Annotated in this window: 13 protein-coding genes and 3 pseudogenes; all 16 read left to right on the top strand. The window is 64.2% G+C overall.

Annotated elements, in window-relative coordinates:
* The first annotated feature begins 14 nt into the window (after positions 1-14).
* The 16 genes and pseudogenes from AC56QX_RS38015 (at position 15) to AC56QX_RS37940 (ending at position 13,409) form a co-directional block, all read left to right on the top strand.
* Positions 15-464, top strand: coding sequence for a hydrogenase accessory protein (locus tag AC56QX_RS38015; RefSeq protein ID WP_497118466.1), 450 nt, complete (start codon positions 15-17; stop codon positions 462-464).
* Positions 461-1,308: pseudogene (locus AC56QX_RS38010) on the top strand (hydrogenase expression/formation protein). Before AC56QX_RS38015 ends, AC56QX_RS38010 begins: the two are co-directional and overlap by 4 nt.
* Positions 1,305-1,520: a rubredoxin gene (locus tag AC56QX_RS38005; RefSeq protein WP_497118465.1), complete on the top strand. Its 216-nt coding sequence runs from the start codon at positions 1,305-1,307 to the stop codon at positions 1,518-1,520. The pseudogene AC56QX_RS38010 and the gene AC56QX_RS38005 overlap by 4 nt, the downstream one beginning before the upstream one ends.
* Positions 1,510-2,034 carry a [NiFe]-hydrogenase assembly chaperone HybE gene (hybE, locus tag AC56QX_RS38000; protein ID WP_497118464.1) on the top strand — a complete coding sequence of 175 codons (525 nt, stop codon included), beginning with the start codon at positions 1,510-1,512 and terminating at the stop codon, positions 2,032-2,034. The genes AC56QX_RS38005 and hybE overlap by 11 nt, the downstream gene beginning before the upstream one ends.
* Positions 2,035-2,075: 41 nt before the next feature.
* Positions 2,076-3,140, top strand: coding sequence for a nickel-dependent hydrogenase large subunit (locus tag AC56QX_RS37995; protein ID WP_497118463.1), 1,065 nt, complete (start codon positions 2,076-2,078; stop codon positions 3,138-3,140).
* Entirely contained in the window at positions 3,133-3,474 is a 342-nt protein-coding gene (hypA, locus tag AC56QX_RS37990) for a hydrogenase maturation nickel metallochaperone HypA (protein WP_497118462.1), read from the top strand. The genes AC56QX_RS37995 and hypA overlap by 8 nt, the downstream gene beginning before the upstream one ends.
* Positions 3,474-4,337 (top strand): hydrogenase nickel incorporation protein HypB, encoded by an 864-nt coding sequence (hypB, locus tag AC56QX_RS37985; protein ID WP_497118461.1) that lies wholly within the window; start codon positions 3,474-3,476, stop codon positions 4,335-4,337. Before hypA ends, hypB begins: the two co-directional genes overlap by 1 nt.
* A gap of 18 nt (positions 4,338-4,355) precedes the next feature.
* Positions 4,356-6,631 (top strand): annotated as a pseudogene (hypF, locus tag AC56QX_RS37980) (carbamoyltransferase HypF).
* Positions 6,622-6,852, top strand: a complete 231-nt coding sequence (locus AC56QX_RS37975; RefSeq protein ID WP_183455171.1) for a HypC/HybG/HupF family hydrogenase formation chaperone — start codon at positions 6,622-6,624, stop codon at positions 6,850-6,852. The pseudogene hypF and the gene AC56QX_RS37975 overlap by 10 nt, the downstream one beginning before the upstream one ends.
* On the top strand, positions 6,849-8,006 hold the full coding sequence (hypD, locus tag AC56QX_RS37970; RefSeq protein ID WP_497118459.1) for a hydrogenase formation protein HypD: 1,158 nt from the start codon (positions 6,849-6,851) through the stop codon (positions 8,004-8,006). The genes AC56QX_RS37975 and hypD overlap by 4 nt, the downstream gene beginning before the upstream one ends.
* Positions 8,003-9,055 (top strand): hydrogenase expression/formation protein HypE, encoded by a 1,053-nt coding sequence (gene hypE, locus AC56QX_RS37965; protein ID WP_497118457.1) that lies wholly within the window; start codon positions 8,003-8,005, stop codon positions 9,053-9,055. Before hypD ends, hypE begins: the two co-directional genes overlap by 4 nt.
* Before the next feature lie 6 nt (positions 9,056-9,061).
* Positions 9,062-9,463 (top strand): formyl transferase, encoded by a 402-nt coding sequence (locus AC56QX_RS37960; protein WP_497118456.1) that lies wholly within the window; start codon positions 9,062-9,064, stop codon positions 9,461-9,463.
* A 200-nt stretch (positions 9,464-9,663) separates the two neighbouring features.
* Positions 9,664-9,774, top strand: a pseudogene (locus tag AC56QX_RS37955) (hypothetical protein); the annotation flags it as partial.
* A gap of 200 nt (positions 9,775-9,974) precedes the next feature.
* The gene (locus AC56QX_RS37950) at positions 9,975-10,730 is read left to right on the top strand and encodes an enoyl-CoA hydratase/isomerase family protein (RefSeq protein ID WP_497118454.1); all 756 of its coding nucleotides are present in this window, start codon (positions 9,975-9,977) and stop codon (positions 10,728-10,730) included.
* A gap of 569 nt (positions 10,731-11,299) precedes the next feature.
* Positions 11,300-12,691, top strand: a complete 1,392-nt coding sequence (locus tag AC56QX_RS37945) for a TolC family outer membrane protein (protein ID WP_497118877.1) — start codon at positions 11,300-11,302, stop codon at positions 12,689-12,691.
* Between the two features lie 328 nt (positions 12,692-13,019).
* Positions 13,020-13,409 carry a hypothetical protein gene (locus tag AC56QX_RS37940; protein ID WP_497118453.1) on the top strand — a complete coding sequence of 130 codons (390 nt, stop codon included), beginning with the start codon at positions 13,020-13,022 and terminating at the stop codon, positions 13,407-13,409.
* The last annotated feature ends 77 nt before the right edge of the window (positions 13,410-13,486 follow it).

Here is a 13,486-nt window from a genome sequence, read left to right as displayed (position 1 = left end):
TTGTGGAGGAGACTATGCCATCTGTCCTGGTCCGCGCCCTGAGCGAGCGGGCGCGCCTGCCCCTCATCGACGAGACGAATATCGATACCTTCCTCGCTCCGGCGGCGAGTGAACCCGACAATGCCGTGCTGTTCTTCACCGGCGATCCGTCGCAGCGGCCGGAAGCCGATGACGTCGCCGTCGTCCTCCCGCATATCCTCCAGGCCTTCCAAGGCCGCTTGCGAGGCGCCGTGGTCCTGCGCACGGCCGAAGACAAGCTAAAGGCCCGCTTTAACGTCGTTTTGATGCCGAGCCTCGCCGTCACTCGTCGAGACCAACCGGTCGGCGTGCTGGGCAAGATCCGCGACTGGTCCGAATATGTCGAGAAGATCAGCGCCTGGCTCGCGTCCGACGCGCCGGTCATGGTGCCCTTGGGCGGACCGAAGGTCGAGATCACCCATGCCGGCAAGGAGATCGTGCGATGAAGGCCGGATACTGGGTCGTCCCGAGGGCGAGGATGCGGCGATGACGGTGATGCCGATCAGCGCCGAGCCGCCGCTGCGTGCCCACAAGCTCAATTTCCTCGCCACCAGCAGCGCCGAGGAAATGATCCGCCGATGTCGGCGGACGGCGTTGCTCCTGCCGGAACTCGCTGACGCGCTCGCCGTTCAGAAGGCGGACCGGCCGGGCCGGCTATTCGACATCACCGCTTACCCCGACGACGACAAGGAACTGATCGCCCAGACTCTCGGCGAGGGCGAGGTCGCCGGCGTTGCGGCATTGGCAAACGGCATCACGGCCCGGATGCAGGAGGCGGTGATGGCTGGCGTCTGGCGCGTCCGTTTCACCGACGGTGAGGGCCGGCTCATTGCCGACTATGTCGAGGTCGCGAGCATTCCCGCCGCTGTCAAACAGGCGTGCTCGGCGCTGCCGGGCTCGATCAGCCACGGGCCGGCGCCGACCGGCGCCATGAACGTCATGCCCGTGCTGACCGAGATCGGTGATCGCATCGCCCGTTACAGCGAGGGTGATCCGGGCCATATCATCACCTTCTCGCTCTTCCCGATGAGCCCGCAAGACATGGCCTTCCTGCAGGAAACGCTGCGGGCCGGGCCGGTGCAGCTCACCTCGCGCGGCTATGGCACCTGCCGCATCGTGGTGACGGGCGCGCGCAATGTCTGGTCGGTTCAGTTCTACAACGCCATGGACACGATCATCCTCGATACGTTGGAGATCTGCGACATTCCCTCGGTCGCGATCGCCGCCGAGGATGATTTCCGCGACTCCGAGGTAAGGCTGCGTGAGATCGAGCAGGCCTATTTCAAATGAGCGCCTTCGAGAATTTCGGCAAACGCGAGACCGTGTCGGACGACGACCAGATGGAATGCGGTATCTGCTGGCATGTCTACGATCCCGCTGAGGGTGACCCGGTCTGGCAGATTGCTCCGGGGACGTCGTTTGAGGACCTGCCGGAAGACTGGCGCTGTCCAAATTGCGACGCGCTGCAATCGAAGTTCATGAGGCTAGGCGATGGACGCTGACGTCGCAGAGAGGGCCGAGATCGATCCCGCGCAGGCGCTCGGCCGTCGGCTCGAGGCCTGCTACCGGCACATTTACGCGACCGCCATGGCCGATGTGCCGATCTGCAATCCCGCGCTTGGCATTGCCTCGACCGGTTTTCGGACTTACGGCGGTCGTGCGTTCGGCATCGTGACTACACCATGGTTCATGAATCTGGTGGCAGCGGATCTGCCGCAGGGCCCTTCCTCCGCCCCAGCTGCCACCGGTACGACCCTCCGTGTCGGCCTGCCGGCGGGTGAGGTCGGGTTCATTGCCGGTGAACTCGATGCGATTGACCGTGTCGATTCCTGCTCGCTGTTTTCGCCGGTCTTCGAGTTCGCGACGATGGAGGCTGCCCTCGAAACAGCAGACGAAGCAGCCCGGGCCTTCTTTGATCCTGCCACGCTCGAACCGCCGCCCGCCCCGCCCGCGGCGGTCAACCGGCGTGACCTGTTGCGCGGGTATGTCCGCAGGCGCGAGGAAGCGTCGCAATGACATTCCTTCTCGGGGCAGGCACGATAAGGATCGACGTAACCGTGTCGCGCGCGCTTGCTTGTTCCGTCACGGTGAAGGCGAACCGCCCGCAGGGCCTGACGCGCATGTTCATCGGCCGCAGGCCCGAAGAGGCGCCCCCTCTTGCCGGTCAAGTCTTTTCGCTCTGCGGTTTTGCGCAATCCGCAGCGGCGCGGCTCGCCGTCCTGAATGCAGCGGATATGGCGATGAAGGTGGACGAACGGATCGGCTCCGGTGCCGGATTGCTCGCCGAGCGGATTTTCGAAACCTTGCGGGCGCTCATCCTCCATTGGCCATGCCCCCTGCCGGCATCGCTCGGCGCAACCGCCGGTAGATATCTCCGCGAAGCGCTGGCCGCTTCGCAAGAGATCATCGCCGCGGTCAAGGCCGGGCAAATCGACAGGGCGCATTTGGCGGCCGCCGCTGCGCGGCTGTCTGCGGCGGCCAGCGCGCTCGGCATTCCGAGCCGGGGCGACACACCTTTGCCGGAATCAGCCTGCGCCGCGATGTTGCAGGATATAGGCAACGATCAGGTCTTCAATGGCCGGCGGCCCGATCCACTGACCATCAATGACGATCCGGAAGTCATCGCCCGGCTTTGCGCCGAGCCCGGCTATGCAAGCCTCCCGCATCTCCAAGGCCGCGTCGCGGAGACGGGCGCGTATGCCCGGCTCGCCGCCGGTGACGTGGATGCCTCCCATCTGGTCCAACGACTGCTAGCCCGCATCAACGACGTGCGCCGCTGCCTCAAACAACTGACGGCTCTCGCAGCAACCGGCAAGCACGACGAAGCATCACTCGCCTGCGGCGGGGCCACGCCGGGCGCCGGTGGCTACGGTGCTGTGGAATGCGCACGTGGCCGGCTCTATCATCAGGCCGAGATCGGCGGCGACGGCAGGCTTTCGTCCTATCGCATCCTCGCCCCGACCGAATGGAATTTTCATCCCGCCGGCCCCTTCGTCGAGACACTGCTGTCGTCACCCGTCGGGACCGATGAGGCCGCCGTGAGGTCGGTGTCGCGGCTCGCGGTCCTGTTCGATCCCTGCGTGGCCTTTGAGGTTAATGTTCGCGAGGCCGCACATGCATGAAATGTCGCTGATGGAGAGTGTGATCGAGATCGTCTGCGACACGGCGCGGCAGAACGGCGCGACACGCGTCAAGTCGGTCCGGCTCGATGTCGGCGTGCTGAGCCACGTCGAGCCGGCCGCGCTGATGTTCTGTTATGAGGCCGTGCGACACGGCACGATTGCGGACGAGGCGACGCTCGAGATCAACCGCATTGCCGGCGACGGCTGGTGTCTCGACTGCTGCAAGACGGTCGCCTTGGAGGAGCGGTTCGGCGCCTGCCCGGACTGCGGACGGCATCGGGTCCAGATGACGGCAGGCGACGAATTGAAGATCAGGGATATGGAGGTGAGCTGATGTGCACGGTATGCGGTTGCGAGACTTCTTCCATTGAGGGTCACAAGCACGAGGAGGGCGGGCACCGTCACAGCCATGACCATCATCACGGCCAAGACCACCATCACCATGGCGATGGCGGGCATGAGCATCACCATGCCGCGGACTGCAGCGTCCATTATGGCAAGGGGATCGCCGGCTTCAATGTGCCAGGCATGAGCCAGGAGCGGATCATCCAGGTGGAGAGAGACATCCTCTCCAAGAACGACGCTTATGCGGAAGAGAACCGGCGATATTTTGAGCGCCAGGGCATCTTTGCGCTCAACTTCGTCTCCAGCCCCGGCTCGGGCAAGACCAGCCTGCTGGTCCGCACGATCAATGACCTAAAGGACCGCCTCACGATCTCGGTTATCGAAGGTGACCAGCAGACCTCGAACGACGCGGCTCGGATCCGCGAGACCGGCGCCCGCGCCATCCAGATCAATACGGGCAAGGGCTGCCACCTCGACGCCCACATGGTGGGCCACGCGGCTGAAAATCTCGCACTAGAACCAGGCTCTGCGCTCTTCATCGAGAATGTCGGCAACCTCGTCTGTCCCGCCGCCTTCGATCTCGGCGAGGCCCACAAGGTTGTGGTGCTGTCAGTCACCGAAGGCGAGGAGAAGCCGCTCAAATATCCCAACATGTTCGCCGCCGCCGACCTGATGATGCTCAACAAGGCCGACCTGCTGCCGCATCTCGATTTCAATGTCGGCCTCTGCATCGCCAACGCCCTGCGCGTCAATCCGCGCCTCCAGACGCTGACGGTCTCCGCCCGCACGGGAGAGGGCATGGAAGCCTTCTATGCCTGGCTCGAGGCATCCGCCGCCCACCGGGCCGCGTGACCGAAGGTGGCATGAACCATGGCGAGGGCGCTCGCACGACCGATCGAAAACCCGATCCGGCGGCTCAGGCTCCGGGTACGCGGCGCCGTGCAGGGCGTCGGGTTCCGGCCCTTCGCCTACAGGCTCGCGCGGACTATGCGGTTTTCTGGCTTCGTGCTGAACGACAGTGCCGGCGTGCTGATAGAGATCGAGGGTCGGGATGCGGGCCGCTTTCCCGACGCGATCCGGACCCAGGCGCCGCCGCTCGCCCGCATCGACTCGATCCACGTGCTCGAACTCTCGCCAGCCGGTGGCGAGCGGTTCGAGATCCTCGAGAGCCTTGGCGGCAAGAGCGCGACCCGGATTGGCGCGGATGCCGCGACCTGCGCCGAATGCCGGTGTGAGCTGACCGATCCCGCGAGCCGCTTCTTCGGTTATCCCTTCGTCAACTGCACCCATTGCGGCCCGCGCTTCACCATCACTCGCGCGCTGCCCTATGACCGGACGCAGACCTCGATGGCATCGTTTCCGATGTGCCGGGCCTGTGCCTCGGACTATATCGATCCGGAGAACCGGCGCTTCCATGCCGAGCCGGTCGCCTGCCCCGATTGCGGCCCGAGTCTCAGCCATTCGATCGCGGAGATTGCGGCGCGGCTCGAAGGCGGCGCCATCGTCGCGCTCAAGGGCATAGGCGGTTTCCACCTGCTCTGCGACGCCCGCAACGATGCAGCGATCGATCTCCTCCGGCTGCGCAAGGCTCGTAACCAGAAGCCGTTTGCCGTCATGGTCGCCGGCATCGAGGCGGCGCGGCAGTTCGCACGACTGAGCGAAGCCGAAGAAGCCTTGCTGGCCTCGCCCGCGAGCCCGATCGTGGTGGTCGACGCACGTGCCGGTGCGCTCTCCAACCTCATCGCGCCCGGCCTCGCGCGGATTGGGCTGATGCTCGCCTATGCTCCACTGCATCATGTGCTGCTCGACGAACTCGCCTGCCATTCGCCGCACCGCCCCGCAGCGCTGGTCGCAACCAGCGCCAATCCCGGTGGTGAGCCGCTTGTGGCCGACAACGCCGACGCCGAGCGCCGCCTTGCCGCGATTGCGGATCTGATCGTCACCCATGATCGCGACATCACCGTCCGCGCCGACGACTCAGTCATGCAGGTCATCGATGGCGCCCCCACGTTCATCCGTCGCGCCCGCGGCTTCGTGCCCGAGCCGGTCGATCTCGGCGAGGATGGACCTGCGGTGATCGCCACCGGCGCCGACCTCAAGAACACTATCTGCGTCACACGTGGGCGCGAGGCCTTTCTCTCGCAGCATATAGGCGGCCTCAACAATGCCGAGGCGATCCGTTTCCAGCGCGAGGCGATCACCCATCTCTGTTCGATCCTGGACGTGAAGCCGGAATTCGCGGTCTCGGACCTGCATCCGGATTTCCGTTCGGTGCGGATGGCAGAGAGCCTGGGCCTGCCGGTCGTGGCGGTCCAGCATCATGTTGCCCATGTCGCGGCCGTGGTGGCGGAGTATCGGCTTTCCGGCCCGGTTCTCGGGCTTGCGCTCGATGGCCACGGTTTCGGCGCCGATGGCACGAGTTGGGGGGCGAAATGCTCATCGCCGATGGGGGTCATTGGCGCCGAGCGGGATCGCTTACATCGCTGCCGCTGCCCGGTGGCGACCGCGCGGCGCGTGAGCCTTGGCGCATGGGGGTGGCAGCCCTGCAGGAGGCAGGATGCCTTGATTTCGCGTCGCGGCTCTGGCCAGGTCATCGGGGTGTTGCGCAGCTCACGGCGATGTTCGAACGCGGTATGCGGCCGTCCCGGACAACCAGCCTCGGCAGGCTCTTCGACGCCGCCGCGGCGATAGCAGCCATTCGTCTCGTCCAGAGCTACGAAGGGCAGGCGGCGATGGAGCTCGAGGCCATGGTCATAGCGCCGCGCTGTCTCTGCGACGGCTATGCAATCCGGGACGGGGTGCTCGATTTCCGGCCCCTCATCCTGCATCTTGTGCGGGAAGGACTGAGCGGCGCTGACGCGGCCGATGTCTTTCACGGTACGCTGATCGCGGGACTTGCGGAATGGGCCGCGAGGGAAGCGGCACCCCTCGGCATCCCGCAGGTCGCGCTCGGCGGCGGATGCTTGATGAATCGGGTCCTTGGGGCCGGACTTGCGCAAGCGCTTCGGGACCGCGGTCTCAAGCCTTATTTGCCACGTCTCGCGCCGGCCAATGACGGCGGCATCGCGCTCGGCCAGGCCGCCCATGCGCGGCAGGTCATCATGAACGAGAATGCATCAGCGCAGGAGAGCCGGGCATGTGCCTAGCGATACCGGTCCAGGTCAAGGAAGTACTGCTCGACAACATGGCGAAGGTCACGCTCGACGGCGTCTCGAAGATCGTCTCGACCGCGCTGATCGACGATGTCCGGCCGGGCGACTATCTCCTCCTTCATGTCGGCTATGCGCTCGCGAAGATCGATCCGGAGGAGGCGGAAAGGACGCTCGCTCTCATCCGAGAAGCTGCTGCCATGGGAGATGCGGCATGAAATATATCGACGAATATCGCGACGGCAGGCTCGCCAAGGATATCGCCCGGCAGATCGCCGCTCTCGCCGATCCGGCGCGTTCCTATCACTTCATGGAGTTCTGCGGCGGCCATACGCATGCTATTTCCCGCTATGGTCTCGAGGACCTGCTGCCGGCCAATGTGCGGATGATCCACGGACCTGGCTGTCCCGTCTGCGTGCTGCCGATCGGCCGTATCGATGCGGCGATCGCGCTCGCCATGCGGCCGGAGATCACGCTCTGCACCTATGGCGACCTGATGCGCGTGCCGGGCTCGAACGGATCGAGCCTCTTGAAGGCCAAGGCGGCAGGCGCCGATATCCGCATGGTCTATTCGACGCTCGATGCGCTCAGGATCGCCGAGGCCGAGCTCGAACGCGAAGTGGTGTTCTTTGCCATCGGCTTCGAGACCACGACGCCACCGACCGCGCTCGCGCTCAAGGCGGCGATAGCCAAGGGGCTCGGCAATTTCTCGATCTTCTGCAATCACGTGCTGACGCCACCGGCGATCCAGAACATCCTGGAAAGCCCTGACGTTCGCAAGCTCGGCACGATCAAGATCGACGGTTTCGTCGGCCCTGCCCATGTCTCGACCGTCATCGGCACCGAACCTTACGAATTCTTCGCCGGGGAATTCCAGAAGCCCGTGGTGGTGGCGGGCTTCGAGCCGCTCGACGTCATCCAGGCGATCCTGATGCTGGTGCGCCAGGTCAATGACGGCAGGCACGAGGTCGAGAACCAGTATATTCGCGCCGTGACTGCGCTCGGCAACGAAAAGGCCCAGGCGGAGGTGGCGAATTTCTTCGAGCTGCGCGAGAGCTTCGAATGGCGCGGTCTCGGCGAAGTGCCCTATGGCGCGCTGCGGCTCCGGCCGAAGTATGTGGCCTACGACGCCGAGAAGCGCTTTTCGATGGTGACGCCCGCCGCGAAAGACAACGCGGCCTGCGAATGCGGCGCGATCCTGCGCGGCGTCAAGAAGCCGGCCGACTGCAAGCTGTTCGGCACGGACTGCACGCCCGATACACCGATGGGCTCCTGCATGGTGTCGTCGGAGGGCGCCTGCGCCGCGCACTGGACCTATGGCCGCTTCCGCGAGAAGGCGCGGCAGGTGGATGGGGGGAGGGCGGCCGCATGAACATGATGATCAAGGCCTACAGGCGCAAGCTCGATGTCGCGAACGGCCGTGTCGACCTTTCGCACGGGGCCGGCGGGCGCGCCATGGGCCAGTTGATCGAGGGCATTTTCCACAAGGCTTTCGACAATGACTGGCTGAGGGCCGGCAACGACCAGTCGGCCTTTTCGGTGCCTGGCGGGCGGATGGTGATGACCACGGACGGCTACGTCGTTTCGCCGCTTTTCTTCCCCGGCGGCAATATCGGCACCCTCGCCGTGCACGGCACGATCAACGACATCGCCATGGCGGGCGCGGTACCGCTCTATCTGTCGGCGAGCTTCATCATCGAGGAAGGTTTTGCGTTCGCCGATCTCGAGCGCATCGCCCAGAGCATGGGCGCCGCCTCGCGCGAGGCCGGCGTGCCGATCATCACCGGCGACACCAAGGTCGTCGAGCGCGGCAAGGCCGACGGCGTCTTCATCTCGACCGCCGGCGTCGGTATGGTTCCGGTCGGGCTCGATCTCCGGTCGGACGCCGCCCGGCCCGGCGATGCGGTGATCATTTCCGGCTCGATCGGAGACCATGGCGTCGCCGTGATGTCGAAACGCGAGAACCTGGAATTCGACACCGACATCGTCTCCGACAGCGCGGCCCTGCACGGACTGGTAGCAGACATGGTCGCGGCTGGCGGGGCGCATATCCGGCTAATGCGCGATCCGACGCGCGGCGGCATCGCCGCGACGCTGAACGAGATCGCCAGCCAATCGCGGGTCGGCTTCCGCATCGACGAAGACAAGATCCCGCTCAAACCGGAAGTGGCTGCAGCCTGCGAGTTCCTCGGCCTCGATCCGCTCAATGTCGCCAATGAAGGGAAACTGGTAGCAGTCGTGGCGCCGGAGGGCGCTGACGGCGTGCTCGCGGCGATGCGCGCCCATCCGCTTGGCCTTGAGGCGGCGCTGGTCGGCCACGTCGTGGCCGACGACAACTGCTTTGTCCAGATGACGACCTCGTTTGGCGGCGGCCGGATTGTCGACTGGCTGTCGGGCGAACAACTGCCCCGGATCTGCTAAGAGAGGGTGACGCGCATCCTGCTTCTCTGCCACAATTTCAACTCGCTCTCCCAGCGCCTGCATGTCGACCTGAGACGGGCTGGTCACGAAGTGACGGTCGAGCTCGACATCCATGACGACTTCACTCGCGAGGCGGTCGCTCTCTTTTCGCCGGACCTCGTGATTGCGCCCTTCCTCAAGCGGCCGATCCCGGCCGTTGTCTGGCGCGGAACGCTCTGCCTGATCGTCCATCCGGGCATCCGTGGCGATCGCGGCCCCGAGCGCCCTCGACTGGGCGATCCGCGACGGCGAAGCGACCTGGGGCGTCACACTGATCGAGGCCCAGAAGGAGATGGATGCGGGGGCCGTCTGGGCTTGGGCGGAATTTCCGATGCGCCCCGCTCGGAAGTCGAGCCTCTACCGACATGAAGTGACCCAGGCTGCCGTAGCCTGCGTCTTCGAAGCGATCGGCCGCATCGAGCGCAGGGAAGGGGCGGCACTGCCGGCGAACTGGGGCACGGGGTGCGAGCGACCCGCCTGCCGGAGGTCCGACCGTATCCTCGACCCGACACTCGGCCGAGGAAGCGCTACGCATCATCCGGGCGTCGGACGGAGATCCCGGCGCTACGATGACGATCGCCGGACAGACTTTCCTGGTGTTTGACGCCGAGCGTGCGGAAGGAGTTCCGGGGCCTGCCGGCGTGCTCATCGGCCGTTCGCGGCACGCCCTCGCCATGGCCTTACGTGAGGGGGCGCTGTGGATCGGCCATCTCCGGCGACCGGATTCCCGTTCGCTGAAACTGCCTGCGCTCCGGCTGCTCGGTGCCGAAGCAAGCGATCAGCCCATCATCGAAGGTCCCGAACCCTGCCGTTACCGGGAGGAGAACGGCGTCGGACTTCTCGAATTCCGCTTCCACAACGGCGCGATGTCGTCGGAAGATTGCGATACCTTGCGCAAGGCGATCACGAGGCCAAGGCACCCACGCTTCCGGTTCTTGTGCTGCGGGGCGACGCGGATCGCTGGTCGAACGGCATCCATCTCGGCATCATCGAGGGCGCCGACAGCGCCGCCGACGAAACCTGGTGTAGCATAAACGCGATGAACGACTTGGTGCGCGAGATCATCGAAACCGATGACCGACTGGTTATTGCCGCGGTGCTCGGCAATGCCGGGGCTGGCGGCGTCTTCCTGTCGCTTGCCGCCGACGAAGTCTGGATGCGCGGGGGCGTCATCCTCAATCCGTACTACAAGGACATGGGCAATCTCTACGGCTCGGAATACTGGACCTATCTGCTGCCGGCTCGGGTCGGCGAGGACCGAGCCCACCGCGTGACCCAGGCAAGGCTGCCGATGGGGGTCGACGAGACGCTTGAACTGGGGCTTGCCACCCGGCGCTTGCCGGGAAATGTAGAATCGGCCGATTGGGAACTGCTCCGCGCTGCCGCCGAACTCGCGGCCTCTCCCGATCTTGCCCGGCGCATTGCTGCTAAACGGGCGCGACGCGCTGGCGACGAGGCCGAGAAACCGCTTGCCGCCTATAGGGAAGAGGAACTGCGGCGGATGCGGCGCAATTTCTACGGCTTCGACCCGAGCTATCACGTGGCGCGCTACAATTTCATCCGCAAGACGCCCAAGTCCCGTACGCCCGTCACGCTCGCTGTCCACCGCGCGAACGCCGACCATTCGGACCGGTAGGAGCACTATGCGATGACGAACGCGCTCTCAACCGTTCTCGTGGTCGGCGACGAGGTGTATTCAATCGAAGGCTATCCAGCGGGTTCTATCCGATGAATTCCAGGTCATCGCCGCGCGCAACGACCTCGGAGGCTTTCTCCGGGAGGTCTGTGATGAGTTGCGTGCCATGCTTGGCGCGACAAGCGCGTCCGAACCCTTGACCAGTCCTTTTCGACCGTAAGACGCTCCGAATGCGCTCGGCGATTTTGGCGACCTTGGTTCTCGAACCAGTCCCGCCGTCGGAGGCGAATGACGGTCTCCCGGATAGTGAACTTTATTGCGATCGCCGATCCGCTGTACCGCCATGCCTCCACCTTGCGGTTGGTTCCGTTGATATCCATCATGTAGATGGGTTTCCATCAAAACAATCGATTTTACGCAGAATGACCGGAATGAAAAGGGTCGCTCGGGTGGCTCTCTCTATGCGCAAGCATAGAGCCTGAAGGGCCCCGAGACGTCGTGTCGGCTGGTTAATCGCGACCGCCGATGCGGCGCAATTGCCATGACGAAATAAAATGAGGGATATGTTTGTGCCGACTGTACGCAACAGCATTTTTGCCATTATTTTTTGCTCTGCTAGCATCCTACTGCCGTTAACGGCGTCGGCAGAGACTATCTTCGGAACCCTATCTAAGGCCTATCAGAACAATTCTTCGCTGAATTCGACCCGCGCCGGCACACGCGTCACGGACGAGGGCGTGGCCATCGCCAAGTCAGGCTGGCGTCCGACCATCACCGGCTCCGCGGACATCGAGTATTCCAGCAGCCACCTTAACGGCTCGAACCGGAGCGTGCGCCTAACCCAAGGCAACTTCGGCGTCGAAATCGATCAGACCCTGTTCGACGGTTTTCAGACCAGGAACAATGTCGCGGCTGCCGAAGCGCAGGTCGGCGCTTCGGTCGAGAGCTTACGCAACGCCGAACAAGACACCCTTTTCAACGCGGCTCAGGCCTATATGAACGTAATTCGCGACCGGCAAGTTGCCGTGCTGACGGAGCAGAACCTGCAGTTCCTGACCGAACAGGCGCGTGCTGCGCGTTCGAGCTTCGAGGTTGGGGAAGGCACGCGCACCGACGTCGCGCAGGCCGATGCCCAGCGCGCCAACGCAGTGGCGAAGTTGAGTGCCGTCCGCGCGCGGGCGCTGGCAAGTGCGGCAACCTATCGTCAGATCGTCGGGGACGAGCCGGGGAAGCTCAGGCCGGCGGCGCCGGTGGCAAAATTGCTGCCGTCGAGCCTCGATGCGGCAATCGCGATCACATCAGCCGAGCATCCGGCCATCCTCGCCACCCAGCTTCTGGTTGACGCGGCGGCGTTTTCAGTGAAATCGGCCGAAGGCGCGCTGCTGCCCCAGCTTTCCGCAAGCGCCGGCGTCTCGAGCGCTTATCGCAACACCGTGCCCGGTGTGATCACCTCGGGAACGGAAGGCACAACCAATTCGGCCAGCATCGGGGCGACGCTGACCGTCCCCATTTATTCTGGTGGCCGCACTTCAGCACTGGTGCGCCAGTCCAAGGAATCGCTCAGCCAGGCTAGGATCAAGGTCGACGTCAGCCGCGACCAGGTGCGCCAAGCCGTGACCGCGGCATGGACCGCTTATACCGCCGCTCAGCAGAGCGTCGCGGCCAACCGGCAGGCGATCGCAGCCGCGCAGCTTGCCTTGAACGGCGTCATCGAGGAGCGCAATGTCGGCCAGCGCACTACGCTCGACGTGTTGAACGCCCAGAACGACCTCATCACCGGCAAGATCGATCTTGCCAGCGCCGAGCACGACGTGGTGGTAGCGAGCTATGCCATCCTACAGGCGACCGGGCGTCTGTCGGTCGAGCGCCTTGGCCTGAACGTGACAAAGTACAAGCCTGAAGTCCATTACAACGCGGTCAAGGACAAGTGGATCGGCCTGCGCACGCCGGACGGTCGCTAGCCGATCAACGCACGCCCTGCGAAAAATCCCTCTTGACCGGAGTCGAGAACGGCAAAGGCAGCTATCCAAGCCCACTTCGAGCATCATACGTTGTCCAACTTTCCCAGCACTGACAAACTGCCGTAAAAGTTGTCAATGCCGGGGCGCGGGGAGATCAGATACGTCCAGATTCGCAGCCCTAGTCTTAGTCTAGTAAGCACCACTTGCGCCAAACGCGGAAGTTCATTGGTCTCCAACAAAATCAGCTCCTTAGGCGAAGAAAGCACGAGATACCTCAATCTCTTAAAGGCCTGCGATCAGCTCTCACACGGCGGTGAAACTCGTTCACTTGAACATCATCCTCAAGGAAGACACCGCGCACAGGCCGCGTCCTAGCGTTGAGATCGCTTCCTCCTTTTTCGCGGACGCGTCACAATCGGACGCCACGTCGGCAAGGTTCTTTTGGGATCCGCGCGACTGCGCCCGTATTCTACGAGCGGCCGCGGAGCCGGTTGGGCTCGACCACGATTTTGAACCACTTGATCTTTCTCCGCTCTCATGCGGCAAGGACATCCTGCTGACACCTGCCGGCGTGCAGCTCGTGCTGCTGAGGGAGGACTGTCGGAGTCTGCAGATCGCCGTTTCCGGTGCCTCCGTTCTCCGCCCGTTGCGGCTATATGTCGACGCAATCGTGCTGCCGCGGCACCTGAAGTTCCATGTCGCTGCCCGTAGTTTCTGAATGACATCAATGGTTGCGGCCGCCTGGCAGCTGCTTGCCTTCCGCCGGAACCCCGCAGAGGGCATCTGCGTATCCTG

This window comes from Mesorhizobium sp. RCAM 06353, assembly GCF_059683585.1.
This window is presented reverse-complemented; position numbering and strand designations above follow the sequence as displayed.